The sequence below is a fragment of the Rahnella sp. ChDrAdgB13 genome (genome assembly GCF_017655185.1).
In the GTDB taxonomy this organism is placed as follows: domain Bacteria; phylum Pseudomonadota; class Gammaproteobacteria; order Enterobacterales; family Enterobacteriaceae; genus Rahnella; species Rahnella contaminans.
In genome coordinates this window covers 184,567-209,601 of record NZ_JAEMGT010000031.1, presented here as the reverse complement: position 1 = coordinate 209,601, position 25,035 = coordinate 184,567, and the positions used below count along the sequence as shown (strand labels likewise).

The 25,035-nt window shown below is 57.1% G+C and carries 7 protein-coding genes and 1 other RNA gene; 3 read left to right on the top strand and 5 right to left on the bottom strand.

Going from position 1 to position 25,035, the window contains the following annotated elements:
• Positions 1–39: 39 nt before the first annotated feature.
• The gene (gene ompC, locus J8X26_RS11160) at positions 40–1,167 is read right to left on the bottom strand and encodes a porin OmpC (protein ID WP_152324338.1); all 1,128 of its coding nucleotides are present in this window, start codon (positions 1,165–1,167) and stop codon (positions 40–42) included.
• 769 nt (positions 1,168–1,936) lie between these two features.
• Here ompC and J8X26_RS11155 point away from each other — a divergent pair.
• Together J8X26_RS11155 and J8X26_RS11150 are read left to right on the top strand one after the other, a co-directional pair.
• Entirely contained in the window at positions 1,937–3,925 is a 1,989-nt protein-coding gene (locus tag J8X26_RS11155; RefSeq protein ID WP_208950911.1) for a DUF4034 domain-containing protein, read from the top strand.
• Between the two features lie 111 nt (positions 3,926–4,036).
• A non-coding RNA gene (locus J8X26_RS11150) (RtT sRNA) lies at positions 4,037–4,118 on the top strand.
• Positions 4,119–4,326: 208 nt separating this feature from the next.
• Here the strand turns inward: J8X26_RS11150 and J8X26_RS11145 are convergent.
• The 4 genes from J8X26_RS11145 to J8X26_RS11130 all read right to left on the bottom strand — a co-directional run bounded on the left by J8X26_RS11145 (position 4,327) and on the right by J8X26_RS11130 (position 23,039).
• On the bottom strand, positions 4,327–5,496 hold the full coding sequence (locus tag J8X26_RS11145; RefSeq protein WP_152324340.1) for an HlyD family efflux transporter periplasmic adaptor subunit: 1,170 nt from the start codon (positions 5,494–5,496) through the stop codon (positions 4,327–4,329).
• A gap of 17 nt (positions 5,497–5,513) precedes the next feature.
• Positions 5,514–7,691, bottom strand: coding sequence for a type I secretion system permease/ATPase (locus tag J8X26_RS11140; protein ID WP_208950910.1), 2,178 nt, complete (start codon positions 7,689–7,691; stop codon positions 5,514–5,516).
• A 48-nt stretch (positions 7,692–7,739) separates the two neighbouring features.
• A complete protein-coding gene (locus J8X26_RS11135; protein WP_165058259.1) occupies positions 7,740–9,119 on the bottom strand; it encodes a TolC family outer membrane protein in 1,380 nt (459 codons plus the stop codon).
• Positions 9,120–9,194: 75 nt separating this feature from the next.
• Complete coding sequence (locus J8X26_RS11130; protein ID WP_208950909.1) at positions 9,195–23,039, bottom strand: Ig-like domain-containing protein; 13,845 nt, start codon at positions 23,037–23,039, stop codon at positions 9,195–9,197.
• A gap of 751 nt (positions 23,040–23,790) precedes the next feature.
• Between J8X26_RS11130 and J8X26_RS11125 the strand changes: the two genes are divergently transcribed.
• A complete protein-coding gene (locus J8X26_RS11125) occupies positions 23,791–25,011 on the top strand; it encodes an MFS transporter (protein ID WP_244370483.1) in 1,221 nt (406 codons plus the stop codon).
• Positions 25,012–25,035 lie beyond the last annotated feature (24 nt).

The window sequence follows — 25,035 nt, the reverse complement described above, 5'->3', positions numbered from 1 at the left end:
CAAAAACAAAGCGCTATTCTGTGTCTGAGAAAGGCACGCTTAGAACTGATACACCAGACCTACCGCGGTAACGTCATCGGTGTTGATACCGGCGTTATCGGTGAAGGTGCTGCTGTCGATCAGGTTGATTTTGTAGTCAACATAGGCCGACATGTTTTTGTTGAAGTAGTAAGTCGCACCCAGGTCGACAAATTTCACCAGATCCTGATCCTGGTAGTTGTTGCCCAGACGGTCGGTTCCTAAATCTTTACCGCGCGTTTGGTTATAGGCGACGAACGGACGCAGGCCGAAATCGAACTGATAGCTTGCGTAAGCTTCGAAGGCCTGTGACTGGTTAGCATAACCATAAGCTTCTGAATCGGTAGAACCGAAACGGGAAGCGTTGTAAGCCTGAGTAAACATCGCTGCAAGGTAAACGTTGTTAGCGTCATATTTCAGACCGCCGGTGTAACCTTCCGCTTTTTTACCGTCGCCCATGATGCCAGGAGCGGTATTTTGCTCATCAGTACGGTCAGAATTGAAGAAGGCACCCGCCACGCTGACGCCCGCGCCAATATCGTAGCTCAGGGACATCCCGTAACCGTCGCCGTTCTGCGTCAGCACATCACGTGTACCAGGCTCGCCGCCACCGCTGTCATTTTTGCCCTGATATTGCAGAGCGAAGTGCAGGCCATCCACCAGCCCGAAGAAGTTGTCATTACGGTAAGTCGCAACGCCGTTGGTACGCTGATAAAGGAACTGGTCAGCTCCGTAGGTGGAACCATCGAACTCTGGCTGCATGTCGGTCCAGGCGGCTACGTCATACATGACGCCATTGTTACGACCGTAGTCGAAGGACCCCATATCGCCAAATTTCAGACCGGCAAAACCGTAACGGGTAAAGGCGCGGTCACCGTCATCTGAGCTTTCGGCCTGGTTGGCCTGAACCTGATATTCCCACTGGCCGTAACCGGTCAGCTGGTCGGTAATCTGCGTTTCGCCTTTGAAGCCCAGACGGATGTAGCTCTGATCGCCGTCATTGCCCGCGTTGTTTGAAAAGTAATGCAAACCATCAACTAAACCGTAAAGGTCCAGTTTATTACCATCTTTATTATAAACTTCTGCCGCACTTGCTGAGCCTGCAACCACTAACGCAGGGATCATGAGTGAAAGAACACGGAGTTTCATTTTTCTGTCCTCGATAGGTGTCGGACCGTGCCACTGAATGTAAAATACACGTTTTTTTACTGCTTTAGATATTGCATAACGCTTGTATGAATTTTGGCCCGACATGGCAAATCCATTCTCTGGATATAATTACTATTAATCCAGAAAGAAAATGATACGAAATTAGTTAAGACATTTCCTATTTATTAGAAGGTGTAACAATTTATTAAAATTGAGCATTTTTAGTGCCACTGATAATTGTTAAAATAAAGCACGCAAAGCTAATTTAATAAGAATTACAATAAAAACAATAGGATATACATGATACTTACCGCACTAAGTGATAAAGCAACTTCCTCCTAATAATATATACTCCCTCTCGCTATCATCATTATTTGTTATTCTATTACCCTCATTCCCCGTCTTGTGGAAACAACAGCCGACCCTTAGTGGTCGGTTTTTTTTTGATTTTTATAAGAAATAATAACTTAATGTGACATTCATCACTTAATTATATCGCGCACAACAAGTACTTTTCTCCATAATTACCTCACAGTTTCTCCATTATTCACACCCCGATTTTATTAATAGTTGATATCTAATCCTAGGAATTATTAAGGAATTTCCGGATTATTATTAATCGATATTGTGGAGAGGGTTTATTGGTCAGCGACGGTTCAGATCCGTTACTATAGATAAAGTCAGACCAATCCCGCTGATCGCCTCAGGGGAGACAGGTACACTGCCGGTGCCACGCAAGATCTTATTTTTCAACTGTTCAGGGAACCCCATGCCACAACAGGACCAGCCAGATAACATCTCCAAAGCCAGAATGCTTCTGGCAACCCGCCGTTTTCTCAAACTCGACGAGTGGCTGTTGTCACATATGCGTAGCTGGCAGAATCAGGGCGAAAGCCACAGCGATTACGGATTATTAATGCATCCGTCCACGCTGTTTGGCGGCACGGAGTTCCAGGCACTGAATCCGCTGGAGATCCTCAGCGACTGGGCGCAGCAATGTCCGCAGAGCTATCACGCGCATGTTTTACTGGGGATGGTCTGGCACGAAAATGCCTGGATGATCCGTCAGGCACCCAATGAAGAAGACATTGAAGATCACCAGTGGCTTGGTGCCCAGCTCTGCTGCGATTACGCCGTGCTGGCTTTCCTGAAAGCCATTGAGCTGCATTCCCGCCCGACCCACGCTTTCCGCCATATGATGAATCTCAGCGGCGGCTTCGGTGAACCGTACTGGCTTAAATCTTTATTCGCCGGTGAAATCCCCAAACCGCTGCATGAGAAGTTCTCGATTCAGGGCAGCGAAATCTGGCAGGCGGGTATCGCGCACATCCATGCGCTGGGTTTTGAACCTGCGACACACTGGCCGCAGTCATTGCCTGCCGCCCTGCAACAAACCCGCAAAGCGGACGACGAAGCGCTCAGTTACTGGCTGCGCATGGCGATGTCGGTACGCCACGCGGACGTCGGCACGATGGAATCCTACCTTTTATTCCATTCCGCATTCTGGGGCGGCAGCGATGAGCAGCAGATGCTGATCATCGACGGCCCGCTCTGTGCGGAATTCAGTGACGATGAGCGCAACCAGTTCCGCGCAAATGCGCTGTGCGATGCTTTATCCGGCGAAATCGCGGACCGCGAATCCCCGCGAGCCGCGCAATTACAGCAACAACTGGCTGGTTTACTTGCACAACCACTGGAGCCCGCCACCCGCGTCCGTTTGCTGGATCTGGCCGGGATCTGCATGGCGTACTGGAAGGATGACGATCAGGCGGGGCTGGCGGTTTATCAGGATCTCTTCGCGGTTTCCCCGCAGGCGATGCCCGGTCATTTTGCCGCGCTCTTTATTTCCCGTGCGGTGCTGGCGAATGGCCATCAGGAAGGATTGCCGGTTCTGACGCACTTGCTGACCCGTGCGCTGAGTCAGGCCACCGATCCGGTGCTGGTCAGCTTTGCCGCTGCCGCGTTGCAATATGGTTTGTACGGATTGCCCGCCAGACCAGAGCTGAGCAGCGGATTAATGGAACACGCCTGGTCTATGATGCAGCATTCCGGTGACGAACAGCCGGTGAAAGATCTGGTCACACTGGCGCACGACATGGCGATCAACGACGATCTGGACGCCGCGCATTTCCTGATGACCGAAATGGCCCGTCACGGCAGCGCCATTCACTGCTACGAACTGTACTTTTTCTACCGCAACGGCTGGCATCAGGATGTGCCGGAGCAATATCACAACGACAGCAACGCGATGGATTGCGTGCTCAGCGCCGCACGCTCCGGGCTGGTGCCCGCCATGTTTACCTGTGCCAACGCCCTGCGGGAAGGCCTTGGCGCAGAGCCGGATTACGAGCAGGCCATGCATTGGTATCAGCGCGCCGCCGACGCCGGACATCTTTCCGCCGCCTACTTCCGCGCCAGCTGTGCGCTGGATAACGGCACAGACGCGGAAAAACGTCTCGCCACCGGCCAGTGGTTACCCGAAATTCTGCATAATCCTGCGCATCCCGATCGCGCCGAAGCCGCCTACACGCTGGGCATGGCGTGGCTGACAGGCACCGGCACAAAGAAAAACCGTTACACCGCCAGCAAGTTTATTGAGTTTGCTCTCGAACTGAATCCCGAATCCGAAGCCACCAGACAGGTGCATCAGGATCTCAACGGCTCACTGCGGGCACGCATGAATTTATGGCAGGATAAACGGAAAGCCGAAGTGGAAGATCCGGTGGCGGAGTTTCGTTTGCAGGAGCCGCTGCAATAGCGGGTGTTATTTTGGGCTCGCCGCCCAATCCGGGCTTAAAATCAAAAACGGAATGGATTTATCTTTTAGATAAGTTTATTGGCGTGCTCAAAAATGGCACCGAATGAATGGTTCGAGACCAGAGGCCCGAGCCGAGCGGAGCGAGACAACGTCACGAAGTGACGGCCCGAAGGGCGAGGCCGTAGGCCGAGTAAACCTGAAATTCGGGAATCGCGCAGCGATGACATTTTGCGCCACCCACAATTGCGTCAGAACATGTCCGTCGCGCCCGCGAAGCGCGCAGTGAAAGAGCCCGGGGGGGCTTGGGGGGCGGCGGCGATAAGCCGTCCCCCAAGCCGGTGTGGGCCGACGCCCGCGACCTTGAAGTTGAAGTTGAAGCCACACAAGCAGCGGCCTCCTGCTTACCTTTCCCTCAATGATTCCTTCACCTTATTCAGCGGCTTAATCAGATAATCCAGCACACTTTTCTGCCCTGTTTTGATATCGACGTTCGCCACCATCCCCGGCACAATCGGGAACTGGCGTCCGGCTTTATTGGTCAGGAACGCCTTATCCGTCCGGACGTAAACACGGTAGTAATACTGGTCGCGCTTCACTTCATCCTGCAAGGTGTCCGGCGATACGCCTTCGACTTTGCCTTCGAGGTCGCCATAAATCGACGAGTCATAGGCCGAGATTTTTACCGTGGCCGGTAATCCTGGCCGGATGTAGGCGATGTCACGCGGGTTGATACGCGTTTCGATCAGCAACTGGTCTTCAATCGGGACAATTTCCATCAGCTTGCCGCCCGGCTGGAGTACGCCACCGACGGTGGAGACCTGAATGTCTTTTACGATGCCGTGAACCGGCGAATACAACTCGGAACGGGTGACCTGATCCTCTTTACCCGCCATGACCTGCAACTCTGCATCCAGATCGGCGTTATTTTTCACCTGCTCTTCGCGCGCACGCACCGCGTACTGGTTGGTCGCATCGTCGATTTTGCCACGCAGTTCGCTGGCCTGACGTTTCAGGCGGATGACTTCCACCTGCCCCGCGGCACCTTTGGCGACCAGCGGCTGGGTCATGTTGATTTCGTCATTCACCAGTTTGAGGGACTGATTCAGGTTGGTCACCGTCTCATCACGGTTCTGTTTACGCGACAAATAAAGCTGACGTTCGCGCGCCACCAGTTCCGGGGATTTCATGGTTTCCGGGCTGAATTTCAGCGGCGCACCGGTCAGTTCCGCGCTCAGACGTTCAGAAGACGCGCGAAGGGTTCTGACGCGTGAGGCCGCTTCGCCGTAGTTTGATTGCGAACGGGTCGGGTCGAGTTGTGCCAGGAGCTGGCCACGGCTGACGACCGAACCTTCCTGCACCATCAGTTTTAAAATCACGCCGCCGTCCAGAGAATCAATCTGCTGCGCTTTGCTCGACGGTGTCACTTTACCGGTACCTACCGTCACTTCATCCAGCACGGCAAAACGCGCCCAGATGAAAAAGACCAGCAGACTGCCGAGCGTCACCCAGATAATCCACGACACTTTCCGGCTTTCGGCTTCCAACTCATCATTCAATGTTACGTGTGCCATGCGGGACCCTTAGCAGCTCAGGCTGCGCCCTGTTTGGTTTCAGCCACCACCGCCGCGGCCGGAGCCGGTGTGTTGGTGGCGGCAGTTGCCAGAATTTGATCCCGTGGCCCGTCGGCAACCACCCGTCCGTTATCCATCACCACAATTCTGTCAACCAGTTTGAGCAGCGCCGGACGGTGGGTGACAACAATCAGCGTGCGTCCGACCAGCCAGGCGTGAAGCTGGCGGATCACGTAATCCTCAAGCTGTTCATCCATCGACGCGGTCGGTTCATCGAGCAATACCACCTGCGGATTTCGTAAAATCATGCGGCTGAGCATCACCATCTGGCGTTGGCCGCCGGACAATCCGCGCCCGCCTTCGTTGATGATTTTGTCGAGGCTGGAGGCATCGGCCTGCACCATCGACAACGCGCCGCTGATGCGCAGTGCCTGCAACATTTCCTGATCGGTCGCATGCGGATACCCGAGCATCAGGTTCTGGCGCAAGGTGCCGAAGAACAGCCGCGAATCTTGCGACAGATAACCAATCTGGCGGCGGATATCTGCCGGTTCGACTTTGGTCATATCAACGCCATCAATCAGGATTTTGCCCTGCGACGGGCTGGCCTGGCCGGACAGCAATTTCAGCAACGTCGATTTCCCTGCCCCGACTTTGCCCAGAATCGCCACGCGTTCGCCGGGTTTGATTTCCAGCTGACCAATGCCGAGCACGTTCGGCGAATTCTCTTTGTCGTAGGTGTATTGCAGATTGCGCACGTTGAAATGACCGCTCAGCGTCGGGCAATGCGACAGCTCCGCATCAGCGGGCCGGTCAACCGGTTTTTTCAGCAGCTCATCCAGCCCGCGCATGGCGCTTTTCGCATGCTGCCAGCGGGAGAAGACCATCGTCAGCTGCATTAATGGCGCGATGGTCCGTGAGGAAAGCATGCTGCTGGCGACCAGCGTACCGGTAGTAATATCACCGCTCAGCACCAGATAGACCCCGAACACCAGCATGCCGCCGTAGGTCAGTTGCTGAACCGTCGATGCCCAGCCGGTCAGGCGCGCGCCCCACAAACGTTGCTTCATACCCACGGCGGCGCTGACTTCATGAGTCTGCTCCCACTGACGCTGGAAATACGCTTCCGCCTGCAAGGCTTTGATGTCTTCAATGCCTTCGATGGTTTCCACCAGCACGGCGTTGCGCAGCGCACTTTCACGCATGCCTTCTTTCGCCAGTTTTGCCATCGGCCACTGGATCAGAATGCCGGGGATAACAATCAGCGGGATAGCCAATAGCGGGATGATCACCAGCGGGCCGCCGATGAAAAACATGATGCCGAGAAACAGCAGGACAAACGGCATATCGGCGGCGGCGCTGACCGTGGTGGATGTCAGCAGTTCGCGCACCTGATCGATTTCACGCAGCTGGGAAATAAAGGAGCCGGTGGATTTTGGCCGGTCGTCATTTTTGATGCTCATCGCCCGCACGAAAAACAGCGATGAAACCTTGAGGTCAATCTTTTTGCCCATGAAATCCGACACCAGCGTACGCATCAGGCGGATGATGTATTCCATCCCCGCCGCCAGCACCACGCCGAAGAACAGTACCCACAGCGTCGGGAAAGATTGCGCCGGGATCACCCGGTCGTAGACCTGCATGGAGAACAAAATCCCCGCCAGTGCCAGCACGTTACCCAAAACAGAGGCTAGCGAGATTTCTGCGATTTTGCGCCCGGAACCGCGGAAGTTTTCCCAGAACCAGTGTTTTTTATGCGGCTGAACAAACTGGTCGATACGCTGATCGCGCCCGCGCGGCGCGACGCCAACCAAAAAGACCGGGCCGGTGCTTTGTTCAAGCAGCGTTACCAGCTCGGCCGAACGCAGTAAATCGCCACCGTCGCTCAGCCAGTAATCAACGTTGCCGTCGTCATGCAGCTGTTCAAGAACCGCAATACCACCCTGCTCCAGCGTAATAACGGCAGGCAAAACTTCCTGCCGCCAGCGTACCTGATTCCAGCTGACCATGCCGATTTGCAATCCCATCAGGCCGCTCAGGCGATCAAGCTGTCGGCGTAACGGCTGATGTTCGAACCAGCGCATTTGCTGGCGAAGAAAAAGAGGATCTGCTGGTTTACCGAATGTTTCGGCCACGCGCCCCATGGCGCTTATCCAGACGTCGATCGACAAAGGTGTTGCTGCTTCATTGCTCATTTCAACCTCGTTATCGAATGCTTCTGGCTTCTCCCGGCGGCTCTGTTTTTACAGCGCCGGGAGGGTGTCACCGGATTGTTTCTGGCGGTCAATGCCCAGCATATCGACCAGATTATCGACCGCTGCGGCGTAACGCACCGTGGCGTCCCAGCCGTCGTACAGCGCGCCAATACGCATGGTGTCGGCCTGAAAAACGTCCTGCTCCACGCTGAGCAAATCGTTCAGGCTGCGCTTGCTGAGTTTGTATTCATCCTGATACACGCTGCGGGTGTGTGTGGCGCTGGAATACTGTTCCTCGCCTGCCACCTGCCGCTGCTGGCCGCCAATCATGTCGGCATAGGCGGTGGAGGCTTTCTGGTTGATATCCAGCTTGGCTTTTTCCACATCCGCCTGCGCCGCCTGACGCTGACCTTCCGCCGCACGGACTTTGGCGCTGACCGCACCGCCCTGATAGACCGGCGCATCCACCGCCAGCTGGAGCTGATCGTCCCAGTACGAACCGCTGCCACCGTTATTGTCATAACGCGTGCGCCCGGCCTGGACTTTCACTGTCGGCCAGTGCTGCGCTTCGGCCTGATTGACCTGCTCAATCGCCGCCTGCTGCTTGGCCTGCGCCGCGCGCACCAGTGTGCTGTTTTCATAAGGGATTTTGTCGAGAGTGACTTTCTGATTGAGCAGACTTTCAGGCAGATCCGGCAGGTCGCTGGACACCACACCGGTCAGTACGGTCAGTTGCGCCTGTGAGGAACGCGCCTGCGCACGGTATTGTTCGACGGTTGCCCGCATCCCGGCGATGCGGGTTTCCGCCTGCAAGACGTCAGACTGAGAACTCAGCCCGGCGTCGGCGCGCAGTTTAGCGGTATCCCTGACGCGGGTCAGCGATTCGATATTGTCCTGAGACGCCAGAACCAGCGCCTGATAGCGTTTGACCGACAGATAGGCCTGCATGGTGCTGAGCGCCACATCGGTCATCGTGCTGTAAAGTGAAAACCGGTAAGAGTCCGAAAGGTACTCCTGCTCGCTGATACTGCCGTTGGTTTTCCCGAAATCCCACAGCAGCTGGCTGAGCTGAATGCCCGCCGACCCGTTGCTGCTCTGATCTCCCGATGCATACGTCTGACGGGATTTCCCGCCCGCCCCTTGCAATGAAACCTGCGGATACCACGCACTTTTCGCCGCATCCAGATTCCCGCCGCCTACGCGGATTTGCGCCGCCGCCTCCGCGATTTGCGGATTTCGCGCAAACGCCCGCAAGATGGCATCCCGTAATGTCAGACTGGCGCGCATCTCTTCCGTCGGTGCCGCCTGCCAGTTAAATTCCGGCTGTTTAACCGCCGCCACAACCACATTGAAATTCCCTGTTAACCCGGTCAGGCACAACGTGCCCAAGATAACGGCCACAGGCCGTATCACTTTCTTATTTTTCATTACCGACACCACTTAATTACGCCGATTGTTTTGGTGTTGCGCCTCCCCCCGCTAAAAGGGAGGCGCAGGTCTGACTTAGCTTTGCTGGACGTGTAAACCGTGTTGCACCAGTACGTCTCCCAACGTGTTGGATGTATCGAGTGAAGCGTTGTGATAAACGTCGAAGGTCAGGCCATCCACCGTACGTTGCCCGGTTTCAGCCCATGCGCCGTCGGTACCCATTTGCAGGTTCACCAGGCTGCCTTCGCCCCCTTTGATGATCACTTCATCCGTCGGGTTGTCCTTCACGTTCAGCGCCTCGTGCAGATTCAGCGAGATGCTGTTGGTGCCGGAAGTGCCCAAATCGAAGATGTCGATATGTTCAACTTTCAGCCCGAGCAAAGTCAGATCCAGATGCTGATTGGTGCCCGCCAGCAACAAGGTATCGACACCGGTCCCGCCGTCGATTTGCGAGAAATCAAGGGTATGAACCGAGATGGTGTCGTTACCGGCGCCGCCGATCGCCACGCCGTCCGTTGCCGTCAGGTCGATGGTGACACCACCAATCGAGAACGCCGTGTCCGCATGAGATGTGGTTTCCGACGTTGCACTGGTCGAGGTGCTGGTGGTGGACGAACTGGTGTCCGCTGTGACCAGCGGATCGGTCAGCGTACTGGTGGTGTGGGTGGTGGTGTCTGTGGTTGAACTGCTGGTATCGGTGGTGTGAACCGCCGCCAGCGTATGGGTGTCCTCTACCGCCAGAGACTGTACGGCGAGCGTCTGGGTGTCAGCCGGCAACGTTGAACCTACGGTCAGACCGACATGTGCATCAAAACCATTACCTGCCACATCGACGGCTTTAAGTTCAACAACCGCGCCAAGTAATGCCGCCAGCAACCCGGTCAGTCCGTAACTGCTCAGCAATGCGCTGCTGAACTTAACCGTCCATGAACCATCGGCCTGTACGGTGCCCGCCAGCGTATTCCCCAGCAGGGTCACGCTGACCAGACCGCCTTGAGCGATGTTGCGGCTGGTCCCGCTCAGCGTCAGCCCCTGTCCGCCCAGAATACCGCCCACCAAGCCAAGGGTCAGGCCGAGCAACGGATTCAGCGCGACCAGTGGCAGTTCATGAGTCAGTACGGTCAGCAGGTTCGAAGACGTTGCAATGTTGCCCACGGAGTCCGTGACCACCACAGAAACCTGTGTCGAACCGTCGGCCAGCCCTTTGAGTTCTGCAGAGGTAAACGGCACGCTCCAGACGCCGTTCGTGATGGTGCCGGTATGCGTCACCGTCCCGACGGTCACGCTCACCGTACCGTTCGTCAGGTTGGACGTCCCGGTAATGTTGGTATTCACCCCCGCTTCCGCCGCATTCAGATAATGGTCGCCACCGAACAGCGTGTTGACCACCAGCGATGGCAGCGTATGAATCCCCACCGTCGCCGTTGCGTTGCCGCTCACCGCATTGCCTGCGGCGTTAGTGACGGATGCAGCCACGTTCAGTGTGCCGTCGAGCAGGCTCGAAAGCGTCAGTTGCGGGATCGCGACACTAAAGGTGCCGTCGGCTTTCACCAGCGCGGTCAGGATATTACCGCCGACGTTGATGCTGACTGTCGAACCCTGCGCGTTAGTGGTAGTCCCGCTGATAGTCTGGGTGAGCAGCGCATCGGCGGCGTTGAGCAGGCCATCGCCAAACAGCGGGTTGAGGGTAATGGTTGGCAGAGACTGTGCGACTACGCTCAGTACACTGGTCACCGACGCCGGGTTGCCGGTGGCATCCGTCAAACTGGCGACCACGTTTGGCGAGCCATTGAGAATGGTCTTCAGATCCACCACCGGAACGGTGACGCTGAATACGCCGCCGGTACCGGTTGTCGCCACGTAGTTTTTACCGTTGAGGCTAATCTGTACCTGAGTTCCCACCGCCACGTTGCTGGCGACACCGCTGATGGTCTGGCCCGTCAGCAGGTCAACCACGTTAAGCACGCCATCGCCAAAGATCGGATTAAGAACAATCGATGGCAGATTGTGGATACCGACGTTGATGCCGACAGTATTCGATGCGGTGTTGCCCACCGGATCGGTCACCGAGGTGACGATCGTCAGGCTGCCGTCAAGCAATCCGGCCAGTTGCAACGGCGAAAGTGACGCGGAGAATTTGCCGTCACTGCCGACGACCGCAGTCAGATTCAGCAAGCCATCACCAATGTTAATGTTGACCGTTTCACCTACGCGTCCGTTGGTCACCGTCCCGCTGATTGTCTGCGTGAGCAGCGCTTCAGCAGCATTAAGAATTCCGTCACCGCCAAAGATCGGATCCAGCACAATTTTCGGTATCGCGTTGACAATGGACGTCAGCGAACCATTGACCGTGGTGGTGTTGCCACCGCTGTCCGTGACAGAAACGCCGACCACAAAGGTACCGTCGCCCAGTGCTTTCAGGTCACCCGGTTGCAGGGTGATGCTGAAGGCACCGGTGTTGTCGGTCACGCCGAGGAAGGTTTTCCCGCCAAGCGTCACCTGAACCTGCGTGCCGGTCGCCACACCCCCGATCGTCCCACCAATCACCTGAGTAGTCAGGGCGTCAGCGGCGCTGAGCAGCCCGTCACCCAGCACGGAAGTGAGGTTGATGACCGGCCTGACGAGGTCGAGTACGGCGTTAACAGCCGCAGTGCCGACGTTACCCGCCGCATCCACAACGCTGACGCTCACAGCCGCTGTCGTACCGGCCAGCGTGCTGAGAATATCCGGTGTAACGGTGACCAGGAAATGCCCCGTCGCATCGACCACGCCATTAATAGTCTGTGTACCGACCTGCACCGCAATCTCCGTTCCTGCTGCCACGTTCGACACGGTTCCGCTGATCGTCTGATTGACCAGCAAATCGGCGATATTGAGCACGCCGTCGCCAAACACCGTGTTAAGCACGACGGTTGGCAGGTTGTGGATCGCAATACCCACCGGAATCGTAGTGCTGGTGGAGTTGCCCGCCGGGTCTGTCAGCGTAATGCCTATGTTCAGATTGCCGTCGAGCAGCGTGGCCAGGTCACCCGGCAGAATGCTGATGTTCCAGGCACCCGCCGTCACCGTTGTATTGTAGGTTTTACCGCCCAGCGTGACGGTCACCTGCGTGCCATCCACTGCCGTTGCCACCCCGCCGATAGTCTGTGCGGTCAGTGCTTCGACCGCATTCAGCAGGCCGTTGCCGCCAAAGATCGGATCAAGCGCACCCAGCACCGGCAGGGTTTTTATGACGTCAATGTTCAGCGGTTCAACTTTGACGTTACCGGCAGCATCAGTGATGGTCAGGTTCAGAACCTGTGTGCCATCACCCAATGCACCCAGCAACGTTGCCGGAATGGTGAAGGCCCATGCCCCGTTGGCGCCGACGATGGCAGACAGTGTCGTGCCGTTAATCACGGTAGACACCACTGAACCCACGCCTGCGCCAATTGCCGTACCGCTGAGGATTTGCGCGACCTGAGATTCCGCCAGACTGAGGTAACCGTCGGTTAGTCCCAGTCCGCTGGCCACGCTCACATCGAGCAGTTTGTTGAAGAAAATATCCAGACCGGCTGAGACGCTGGTGGTGTTACCCGCCGCATCGGAGACCGTCGCCGCCAGGGTCAGGGAACCGTCGTTGAGCAGCAACATCTGCGCTGGCGTCAGGTTCAGAGACCAGGCGCCGCCCGGCTGAATGAGTGCCGTCCCGATGGTTGCACCACCGAGTGTCACCGTCACCGTCTGACCATCCGCACCGGAGGACGTCCCGCCGAGCACGACGTTTACCAGTGATTCAGCCAGATTTATGATGTTGTTTCCGGCAACGGCATTAAGGGCGAGCAGCGGCGCGGAAGTATCGACAGTAATCGGATGTGGTATCGCAGCCCCGAGGTTACCGGCAGCATCCGTGACCGTCGCGGTAATGGTGTTGCCGGTGCCCTGTGGCAGCGCCTGCAAATCGGCGGCCGGTACGCTGACCGACCAGAGACCGCCCGCCAGCACGGTCGTGGTGTAGGTTTTACCGTTGAGCGAAACGGTCACCACACTGCCCACATCGTTATTGTTGTTATCAACCACCGTACCCGAAATGGTTTGCGCCGATTTCGATTCAAGGTTGTTGATAGTGTTGTCCGCAGTAAAGTCGTTGATGGTCACCACCGGCGCGCTGGTATCGACCACGACGGTTTGTGTGGCAATGGTCGGCGGAAGAAGGGTGGTTGCGGTGACCGTTGTATTGGTGCCGTTCACGAATTCAGAAGCCGCCACAGAAACTGACCAGATCCCCCCGGTGACCGTCGCCACATGCGCATTGCCCCCCACCGTCACATTCACCGGCGTGCCGTCCGGCACGTTGATGGATTTACCAGAAACGGTGATGTTGGTCGGATTGTTATCCGCCACGTTGATGACGTTGTCGCCGGTAACCGGATCAATCGTCAGCGTTGGCGTGACTGGCGGCGTCAGATCCACGTTGACCGGCAGGGAAACACCGTTAGCCAGGTTACCGGCCAGATCGGAAACTTGCGCAGTGATAATTTCACCGGTGGTCAGCGTAGCCAGTTCCGCCGGGGTCAGCGTTAATGTCCATGAGCCATCACCGAGTACCGTTGCCTGATGGGTAATGCCGCCGACAGCCACGGTCACCTGTTGCCCGGCCTGCACATTCACGGTGGTACCGGTAATGGTTTGCGGGTTCTGGCTTTCTGCATAGGTCAGGTCAAAACCGGTACCGGCAAACGAGGTGACTGCCACTGATGGAAGCAGGGTGACAGCAATGCCGACATCGGTTGAGGCCGAACCGGTATTACCGCCGCCTTCCGTCGCGGTCACGCTGATCAGCTGCGGTCCCTGCGGCAGATCGGCGATTTCCCCCGCGCTCAGAGAAACCGTCCAGTTACCGTCCGCATCTACCGTCGCGCCCGGAATTGCGATACCGCCGACAAGTACCACCACGCTTTGCCCGGCACCCGTCACGCCCGTCGTCCCGCTGAGGATGACTGGCGTTGTGGCAACCGCGGCTGCTTCGGCGGCACTCAGATAACCATCACCAAATGGCGTGTTGATGGTGACATCTGGTGCGGTGAGATAGCTGGTGAATGGCAGCGTCGCTGGCGCACTGTTGCCCGCCGCATCCGTAACCGTCACGTTGATATCATGCGTACCACTGCCCAGAGAATTCAGTACGCCCGCAGGCAGGCTGACAGTCCAGTTACCTGTGAGCGGATCGACAGTCGCGGTATAGGTGGTGCCACCGACGTCGATAGTCAGTTTAACGTTCTGGTTGTCGCCGGTGATGCCGGTGTTACCCGTGATGATGTTCACACCTGCGGCTTCAGCGATATTCAGGTTGCCGTCCGCGAAAGGTTCATTAATGACCGGCACCGGCCCGGACAGGTGGGAGGTAAAGCTTACCGTTGCATCATTATGGTTACCGACAGCATCGGTCGCGGTGACTGTGATGGCATGCGTTGCCGTCGCCAGCCCCAGCGTTGCCAGCTGGGCAGGCGTCAGGTTAAGACTCCAGACGCCGGTTGCCGCATCCACCGTTGCCGTAAACGGACTGCCCGTGATGCCCGCAATAGCGACGCTGACGGTTTGCCCTGCGCCGATCACTCCGGTTGTACCGGTAATGGTCTGCCCGCCGGTCGCCACAGAGGCTTCCGTAATATTCAGCGTGCCGTCACCGAATGGCAAATCGATGGTTGGCGCAGGCAGGGAATGAATCTGTACCCCGACAGAAACTGGCAGCACCGAGGAGTTTCCGGCGCTGTCGGTCACGGTCACGACAACCGGCCAGGTGCCATCCTGCAAGGACAACAACTGGGCAGAAGTGAGTGAAACGCTCCAGGTTCCGTTCGCTGCATCAACCACCACCGGCACAGCGTTACCGTTGATGACCACGGTAACTGTCTGGCCTGCACTGGTGATCCCGGTGGTGCCGGTGATGACCTGTCCCAGCGGATCAGATGCTTCATCGAAGTTCAGAATGCCGTCGCTAAATGGCGTGTTGATCCCGGCTACCGGCAGTGTGTGCGTGAGGGCGGTGAAATCAAGGGTTCCGGCAGTGCTGACGTTGCCCGCACTGTCGGTGGTGGTCACGCTGATGGTGTGTGTCGCATCCGCCAGCCCCTGTAACAGGCCGGAAGGCACGGTGGCCGTCCAGACGCCGTTATTGCCCACTGTTGCCAGCACCGGTGTGCCGTCAATCGTCACCAGAACGGTCTGGCCCGGACCGGTAATGCCGGTAGTACCGGTAATCAGCTGAGTGGCTGCCGCTTCGGCGGCGTTCAGAATGCCGTCGGTGAACGGCGTATTAATCGTCGGAACCGGCGGTGCGCCCAGCTCGATATCCAGACTTGCGCTGGAAGACGCCGGGTTACCGGCCACGTACTGCGCCGTCACGGTGACCTGCACCACGCCGCTCGTCAGCCCGCTGAGCGCACCCGGCGCAACGGTTGCAGTCCAGCCAAGTCCGTCCGGATTGACCGTCCCGGATACCGGCGTCGCCAGCCCCGGAATGGTCACCAGAACGGTCGACCCCGGTGCCAGCCCGCTGCTGGTGCCGGTGAGCGTGATCCCTGCGGTTGCTTCACTGATATTGAGCACACCATCGCCGGCCACAACGCCCAGCGTCAGCACCGGCAACGCATGGATTGCCAGCGTAAAATCAGCAGAGTTACTGGCGGTGTTTCCGGCTGCATCGCTGACGCTGACGCTGACCGTTTTGTTGCCGTCCGTAGTGATGGCCTGAAGATCCACGCCCGGAATATTCAGCGTCCACACGCCGGATCCGTTGGCCGTACTGAAGTAATCCTTACCGTTAAGCGTGATTTTGACGACCAGATTCGGGTCAGTCTGACCGGTAAGCGGAAGGCCTGCCACGGCCTCAGCCAGATTGATGTAACCGTCACCGCCGGTATTCACCGTGACACTCAGCGTCGGAGCAATCAGGTCTACCGTGACGTTTTGCGTCGCAGTCGCCACATTTTGCGCCACGTCATCCGCCGTCACGGTGAAGGTGTTATTGCCCGCTGGCAATTCCTGCACCTGCGCCGCCGTCAGCGGAATACTCCAGCTACCATTGGCCTGCACGGTCGCGGTATACGTGTGGGTATAACCTTCACCGGTGATGACCAGCGTGATAATTCCGCCCACAGGAACACGGGTTGACGTGCCGGTAATGGTTGTCGCCTGGTTGTGTTCGATGATGTTGAAGTTGCCGTCGCCGGACACCGCGTTAATGGTCACCGTTGGCAAGTCACCCGGCTGGGCAATTACGGTAGCATTGTGCGAAGCCGTGGCCGGATTCTGCGCCGCGTCGGTCACGGACGCCGTAACCGTCAGCGGCCCGTCGGACAATCCGACCAGATCTTCCGCTGGTACACTCGCCGTCCAGCTTCCGTTCGGCTGCACAATGGCCGTGTAGGTCTGGCCGTTAAACACCACTGTAACAACCTGGTTTGCTTCTACATGCGTCGTGGTACCGGTAATCGGTACCGGCTGGCCTTTTTCGATAGCGTTGATGTAATCATCAGTGGAAACCGCGGTAATGGTCAGCGTTGGCAAATTAGCCGCAGCCGCATCGACGCTGAAGGTATGGGTTCCGGTCGTCACGTTCCCGGCCGCATCGGTGATGGTTGCCGTCAGCGTATAGGTAGTATCCGTCAGTGCCTGCACCACACCACTTGGCAGCGTGAAGCTCCAGCTGCCATCCGGCTGAACAACAGCGTTGTAAGTCACGCCGTTGAAACTCAGTACGACAGAAACCGTCTGACCGGCATCCGGCAGATCGGACGTTCCGCTGATCACCACCGGTTGCAGCGCTTCGGCGGCGTTGATGATGTTATCCGTCGCCACCGGGTTAAAGCTCAGCGTTGGCAACGTGTAATCGACTGTGATTGCACTGCTGACGGTACCCACGTTGCCGACGCTGTCGGTTGCCGTGACCAGAACCGTTTGCGGGCCTTCCGATATGGCCTGCAAATCCGTTGCGCTGAGGGTAACCGTCCAGACACCGTTCGCATCTACAGTCGCCGGGTGATCGACACCCTCAATATTCACTACCACCGTCTGGCCTGCGCCCAGAAGGCCGGTCGTCCCGGTCAGGGTTTGGGCAACATCGGCTTCATTGAGGTTGAGGAAGGTATCGCCAAACGGCGTGTTGAGTGATGGCACCGGCGGATGCGCGGCAACTACGGTGTAGGTTTCCGTCGTCGTCGTGGTATTTCCCGCCAGATCTTTCAGCGTGGCGGTCAGCGTATAGCTACCGTCTGCTGTGCCGGTCAGCGTGCCCGCCGGAACATCGAAGCTCCACGCACCGCCAGGTTGCACGACGGCCTGATAAGTCTGGCCGCCAAATTGCAATGTCACTGTCTGCCCGGCATCGGCCGCATCCGCCTGCCCGGAAAGCGTAATGATACCCGCCAGCTCCTGCGCGTTGATGACGTTATCGCCTGCAACGTTGGCAAGCGTCAGCGTCGGCGGTGTGAAGTCGATATTGACTGAACCGGTCGTAGTGCCGGTGTTGCCACCGGCATCGGTCACGTTAACCTGAATTGGCGTCGGGCCTTCGGTTACACCGGTCAGGGTGCCCGCTGGTACGGTGACCGTCCAGGTGCCATTGCTGGCGACAGTGCCGGTCAGGGTATGACCGTCGATGATCACCTCAACCGTCTGGCCGTCACCGGTCAGGCCGGTCGTCCCGGTCAGAGTCTGTACGGCGGCCGCTTCAGCGGTGCCCAACTGGCCGTCACCAAACGGTGCATTGATGGTCGGGACAGGTACCTGCGTGTAAATGCCAATATCGACCGTACTGGTGACGTTACCCAAATCGGTGCTCACCGTGGTGGCGATCACATGGCTGGTGCCATCCGCCAGCCCCGCAAAGGCGGATGATGGAATATTGACTGACCAGTGCCCGGCCGCATCAATAACCGTTGTCGGGTAATTCTGCCCGCCCAACGATACGGTGACGACTGTGCCAATCGGGACATTGCTGGTGGTGCCGCTGACGGTGATCCCCGCAGCCGCCTCCGTCGCGTTGACGTTATTGTCACCGGCAATGGTATCAATCGAAATACCCCCCAGCGTTGTATCTACCGTAATCGGGTGCGAGGCGTTTTGCGGATTCCCCGCCTTGTCACTTACGCTGGCCGTAATGATAAACTGGGTATTACCCAGTTCCTGTAAATCAACCGCCGGAACGGAAACGCTCCACGCACCGCTGGCCTGCACAGTGGCGCTATAAGTGTGTGCACCCAGCGTAATCGTCACTGTCTGACCTGCTTCCACATGCGTCGTGGTTCCGCTGATCAGCTGCGCGGTCTGTTGCTCGGCGCCATTAAGCACATCATCACCGGCGAAGGTGTTAACGGTAATCGTTGGCAGAAGCGCCGGATCCGCCACGATAGTCACCGGCGTGCTGGTGCTGCCGGTATTGCCTGCCGCATCGGTAATGCTCGCCGTCAGGGTGTACTGACCGTTAGCAACGCTGGCCAACGCGTCAGCCGGAATATTCACCGTCCACGCGCCCCCCGCAGCGACCACGCCGGTGTAAGTGTGCCCGCCGATGGAAACCGTCACGGTCTGGCCGACTTCTGTCACGCCTGTCGTGCCGGTTACCGCAATAACAGCGTCCGCTTCCGCAGCATTAATGGTGCCATCACCGGCAACAGGGTTGATTGTGACGGTCGGTGCGAAGGTATCAACAGTGACCGGGACCGTGATGTTGCTGGTATTACCCGCGGCATCGGAAGCCGCGACCTGAACCGTTGTCCCCCCCTGACCCAGTGTGGAAAGCGCCGTTGACGGAACGGTCACGGTGAATGAACCGTCGCCGCCCACCGTTGCGGTATACGTTTCCCCGCCCAGCGTCACAGTGACAGTTTGCCCGTTGCCGGACACGCCGGTGTTACCGGTCAGCGTCTGACTGGTCGCCGTTTCAGCGGCATTCAGAATGCCATCGCCAAATGGCGGGTTGAGGGTCACGGCTGGCAGGTTATGAATGATGACGTTCAGAACGTCGGTGTTGCTGACCGGGTTCCCTGTCGCATCGGTCGCGCTGACACGGATCGTGTTCGGGCCATCGCTGAGCGTCGCCAGATCGCTGGCTGAAACCAGCGCACTCCAGGCACCGCCAACGCCGACAGTGGCGGTGTAGGTTTTACCGTTCAGCGTAATGGTCACGACGCCGTTCACCGGCACGTTGACCGAGGTTCCGCTGATGGTGACACCCGCCGCCGCCTCAAGTGCGTTCAGCTGGTTATCGCCGGTCACCGGATCCACGGACAGGCCGCTTTGCAGGTTGTTAACGGTGATCTCTTCCGAACCGCTGGCCGGATTCCCGGCTTTGTCGAGCACGGTGGCGGTGATTTGCAGCGTTCCGTTAGTCAGTGCGGTCAGCGCCGAAGAAGGGACGCTGGTGCTCCAGCTGCCATTTGCCTGCACGGTCGCCGTGTAAGTAATACCGTTGAGCAGGATGGAAACGACCTGACCGGCTTCCACATGCGTGGTCGTGCCGCTCAGGGTCTGCGCCGCTCTCTGCTCGGCTCCATCGACAATGTTGTCACCGGCAAAGGCATTGAGGGTAATGGTCGGCGCGGAGGCCGGATCGGTGGCCAGCTGAACGTTAGCGCTGACTGTCGTGCTATTGCCCGCCGCATCCGAAAGCTGTGCGGTCAGCGGATATTGTCCGTCGGCCACACCGGCCAGCGCACCGGCTGGCACTGTCACACTCCACTGTCCGTTGACGCCGACAACGCCGGTATAAGTCTGGCCGTTTAGCGTCACCGTGACGGTGCGCCCCGCATCCGCAACAGAGGCGGTGCCGGTGACGGCGATGTCTGCCGCCGCCTCACTGATATTGACGTAACCGTCGCCGGAAACCGGGTTGATGGTCAGCACAGGCGCGGTCAGATCGACCGTTGTGGTGGCGTTCAGCGTGGCGGTGTTGCCTGCGCTGTCCGTTACATTGACCACTATCGCATTACTGCCCGCCGGTAACGCCTGCAAATCGGCGGACGGAAGGCTGACCGACCATGCGCCGGTACCATCCACCGTGGCGTTGTAGGTATGTCCGCCAATCGTCACGGTCACAATCTGTCCGTCACCGACTTTCCCGGTGGTGCCGGTCAGAGTTTCAGCTGTTGCCGCTTCGGCAATATTGAGATAACCGTCGCCAAACGGTGTGTTAAGCGTCGGTACCGGACTGATCGCATCGTAATTGACCGAAACGCTGTTACTTACCGTCGTGCCATCCATTGCCTGAACAATCGCGGTAAATTGCAGGTTGCCCGTCAGGCCCCCTGCCGCAGCAAGCAAATCGTTTGATGTCAGTTGCACCGACCAGGTACCGTCCGGCTGCACCAGCGCCAGACGAACCAGGGATCCGAAAGTAAGTTGTACCAGCTCAAAGGTTGAGACCCCCAGCGTGGTACCGGTCACCAGGAAACCGTTCTGCGTTTCCTGCACGTTGATAACGTTGTCGCCGGTAATCGGCGCAATGGAGATACCTTCCTGCGTAATATCCACATTGAAGGTGTCGGTGCCCGGAGTGGCCGCATTACCGGCCTTATCCGAAACCGTCGCCGTAATGGTTTGCGTACCGTTTGTCAGCACAATCATATCTGCAGCCGGAACGATGACGTTCCAGTTACCGCTGGCCTGAACAGTAGCGGTATAGGTATGTCCGTTCAGGGTGATCGTCACAATCTGACCGGCTTCTACCCGCGTTGTGGTGCCGCTTAATACCTGCGCCGTTTTGACTTCCGCACCGTTGATAAAATCATCTCCGGTAAACGGATTGATGCTGATAACCGGCGGCAGGAGAGGATCGGAAGCCACGTGGATCGTGCTGGTATTGGTGGTCTGGTTGCCTGCAGTGTCAGTCAGGGTCGCGGTGACCGTGACGTCCTGATTGAGATTACTCAGGGAACCGGCCGGAATACTCACGCTCCAGGTGCCGTTCGGCTGAACCACCGCGCCGGGATAATCCACGCCGTTGATGGTGATAACCACCGGACGCCCTGCTTCACTGACCGATGCTGTCCCGGTCAGGATCATGACCCCGGCGGCTTCGGCCACACTGATATAACCGTCGCCTTCCAGCGGATTAACGGTCAGTGTTGGCGCAATGGTGTCAACGCTCACTGGCGTGGTGAGGGTGTTATGGTTGCCCGCGGTGTCCGTCACGGTCACCGTAATATTGTTGGTGCCTTGTGGCAGAGTGCCGAGTACAGACGGCGGTACGCTGACGGTAAAGCTGCCGTCGCTGTCGACCGTGCCGGTGAGTTGCTGCCCGCCAATGGTCACGGTAACTGTCTGGCCGTCGCCTTTCAGGCCGGTGTTACCCGTCAGAATCTGCGTGGCGGTGGATTCAGTGCCATCAAGCGTATTATCGCCGCCAAATACCGGATCCAGCGTTGGCGGGACGCCGTGAATGGCAACATTAAGACCGGTCGACTGACTGATAGTATCGCCCTGAGCATCAACCAGACTGACGGTCAGGGTCATTTCGCCATCGGTCAGCGCCTGTAGCGCCGGGGAAGGCACGCTCAGGCTCCAGCCGCCGTCAGCGTTAGTGGTTGTGTGATACGTCACACCGCCAAGAACCACGGTAATTTGCGTACCCGCCGCGACATTTGACGTCGTTCCGGTGATCACCAGCGCGGACTGTGCTTCGGTTGCATTGAGCTGGCCGTCGCCGGAAATCGGATTGACGGTCAGAATGCCCGCGCTGTCATTGATGACAAAGCTTTCCGGTGTCGTGGTTGAGTTACCGGCGGCATCCGTGAGCGAGGTGGTGAGGGTGTAATTCCCTTCGGCCAGCGCAGAAACGACGTTGGCCGGAATAGTGACGGACCAGGTGCCCTCTGAGGTCACGGTGGCGCTGTAGTGCACGCCGTTAAGCACCACATCGACGGTGCGCCCGGCTTCAGAAACCGAGGCGGTTCCACTCACGACCAGCGGTTGCTGATGTTCAATCGCATCGATGACGTTGTCGCCATCCACCGGATTGACTGTCAGCACCGGCGGTGTGGTATCAACCACCACGGTGACGCTTTTGGTCACGCTATCGCCATTGGTGTTGGTTACAGTAACACTGACCACGTAGGTGCCGTCGGCCAGCGTGTGCAGCTCAGCCGCCGTCAGCGGAACACTCCAGTTGCCATTGCCGTCAACGGTGGTTGTGAAGGTTTTGCCATTGATGGTCAGCACGATGGTGCTGCCTGCGGCGGCGTGAGTGGTGCCACCCGTGAAATTCTGGGTACTTTCTGCGGCCGTTTTATTGACGACGTTGCCGTTGGCAAACGTGGCCAGCGTCAGCGTTGGCGCTTCATTGGTGGTTCCGCCGTTGTTGCCGCCGTTATTCCCACCATTGTTGCCACCGTTATTCCCGCCATTGTTGCCGCCGTTATTCCCGCCGTTGTTGCCGCCATCACTTCCGCCGTTATTACTGCTGCTGCCCCCGCCACCACCACCGCCGCCGGCGGCAATCGCGATACCCGCGCCGAGCGCCACAACGCCCAGCACCGCGGCTAATACGCCCGGGCTAAAACTAGAGGAATCTTCAAGCAGAACACCGATATCCGGGATGGTCTGATAAGCGGGAACAATCGGTACGGCACCGGCTGTGGCACCGGTATCGACAAACGCGGCGTGTTCAATCGGATGAACACCATCATCGAATACCAGAACGCTGTCTTCGGCACCTTCGGTGTTGAAGAAACTGTGGTAGCGGACGGTGCTGCCGTCTTTCATGTGGATGACGAGATCATTGCCCACGCGCTCATAGCTGGACACCGCTTCACGGGTGCCGTGAATGCGAATTATGCTGGCCTGATTGAGGGTAACATCCTGACTGGCACTGGAAACCTGAGAGATTACTGCACCATTTTTACGAGAGAGAACATCAATAACAACGCTACCGTTCTGAGCCATGTTGTACCCCTATAACATCCAGTTGAGACTCACACGCGCATGGCCCACGCTTTCCGTTATCGGAGAAGAGCGGTTCAGCAGGTATGATGACCATTACGAAAATGGGTTAACTTCCAACTGGTGTTGGGGAATGCATAGACTACAAATCGAGCAATTAACACGTCACTTAAGGCTAGAATGTTCTTTTTATGTAATCGTTACGGTAACTTTTTGTCCGAAACTCCATAAGTTATATGCATGATTTAAGTTAAATGCATAAAAAAAGATAATCTATAAGATAAAAGTTATTTATCGTTTGGAGTGGAAATATAAGTTTGACGCGAGGTAATTCCTGTTCTAGCCAAAGCGTTAAAAAACAACATGATGATAAATAACAAGTTTGCAACTTCATCTTAAAGACTAAGCGGGATCATTATTAATAAAATCAAGCATTAGCCGCACTGATAACTCATCAAATTGACTTACCAATTGTGTGATCGCCTCTTAGATTTTCTGGCACTACTGTATTCCGCCAGCAAATATTTAAGACTATGCGCAATCACAGTGACTTATGCTTTCTGATAAGATGCCCGGTTAGTAAGTTTGTGTGATGTTTTTCAGAACCTCTCAGCCGTTAAAAGCCGACGGGTTAAGCGAAAACCGGGTTGTCGTGCAACCCCTTCCGGCCCGTTTCAGAGAGAAAACCGGCAGCAGGATTGATTAATTAATTTTTTTTATAATTTCGCCAATCAGTACAAAGGGATTTTGCACCATGCCTCATGACCCGCTGCTCACACAGCCTGCTACAGAAAGTGTTTCAGACGTTGATTCACAGAATTCTTCAGAAGAACAAATCGCCGGAACGCCACAGCCCGGCGTCGCACAGCAACACGCGACAAGGCTTATTTTTCTGCTTTCCGGCTTCGCCATGGCAGCCTGGGCGCCGCTGGTGCCGTTTGTGAAATTGCGGCTCGATATCAGCGACGGCACGCTCGGATTATTGCTTCTGTGTATCGGCGCAGGCTCGACGTTTTCGATGCCGCTGACCGGTTTTCTCACCGGTAAACTCGGGTGCAAAACCGTGATTTTAATCGCCAGCACATTGCTTTTGCTGGCGCTGCCTTTACTGACGCTAATGAACAGCGTTGAAGGTATGGCACTGATTTTGCTGGTATTCGGCGCAGCAATTGGCATGGTCGATGTGGCGATGAACGTTCACGCCGTGGTGGTCGAAAAAGCCAGCGGACGCGCGATGATGTCCGGGTTCCATGGCTTTTTCAGCATGGGCAGTATTTTTGGCGCACTGGCCATCACCGGCCTGCTCTTTCTGGGCATGACACCGTTTATTTCGGTGATGATCGTGGTGGCCGCGCTGGCTGTTTTAGTGGTGCTGACCAGCCCTCATTTTTGGAAAGACACCCGTCACGACGGCGACGGACCGATGTTTGTTCTGCCGCGCGGCTGGGTGATTTTGCTCGGTTTTTTATGTTTTGTGATGTTCCTGACCGAAGGCTCAATGCTGGACTGGGGCGCGCTGTTCCTGACCACGGAACGCGGTGTTTCCGCCCATCAGGCCGGTCTGGGTTATGCGGTGTTTTCTATTGCGATGACCCTGGGCCGCCTGACCGGCGACCGTATTATTGCGGCAATGGGACGTTATAAAGTGCTGATGTTTGGCAGCCTTTGCGCCAGCCTTGGTATGATTTTACTGACCACGGTAGACAATCTCTGGTTTGCCGGTCTCGGCTTCATCATGACCGGTTTTGGTGCGTCGAATCTGGTGCCTATTATGTTCAGCGCCGCGGGGAATCAGACGGCGATGCCCGCCAGCATGGCTATCGCTTCCGTGACAACCCTGGGTTATGCCGGTATTTTGGCGGGTCCCGCGCTGATTGGCTTTATCGCGCAACTGAGCAGTTTGTCTGTCGCACTGGGCTGCGTGGCAGCAATGATGTTATGTGTCACGGCCTGCGCGAAAGCCGTGCTCCGATAAAAGAGTGATAACAAGAATGAAGGA

Bases quoted from the DNA above. Each gene is read 5' to 3' on its own strand.
- J8X26_RS11155 (WP_208950911.1), top strand. From the start codon at position 1,937: ATGCCACAACAGGACCAGCCAGATAACATCTCCAAAGCCAGAATGCTT.
- J8X26_RS11145 (WP_152324340.1), bottom strand. From the start codon at position 5,496: ATGGCACACGTAACATTGAATGATGAGTTGGAAGCCGAAAGCCGGAAA.
- J8X26_RS11130 (WP_208950909.1), bottom strand. From the start codon at position 23,039: ATGGCTCAGAACGGTAGCGTTGTTATTGATGTTCTCTCTCGTAAAAAT.
- J8X26_RS11140 (WP_208950910.1), bottom strand. From the start codon at position 7,691: ATGAGCAATGAAGCAGCAACACCTTTGTCGATCGACGTCTGGATAAGC.
- ompC (WP_152324338.1), bottom strand. From the start codon at position 1,167: ATGAAACTCCGTGTTCTTTCACTCATGATCCCTGCGTTAGTGGTTGCA.
- J8X26_RS11125 (WP_244370483.1), top strand. From the start codon at position 23,791: ATGCCTCATGACCCGCTGCTCACACAGCCTGCTACAGAAAGTGTTTCA.
- J8X26_RS11135 (WP_165058259.1), bottom strand. From the start codon at position 9,119: ATGAAAAATAAGAAAGTGATACGGCCTGTGGCCGTTATCTTGGGCACG.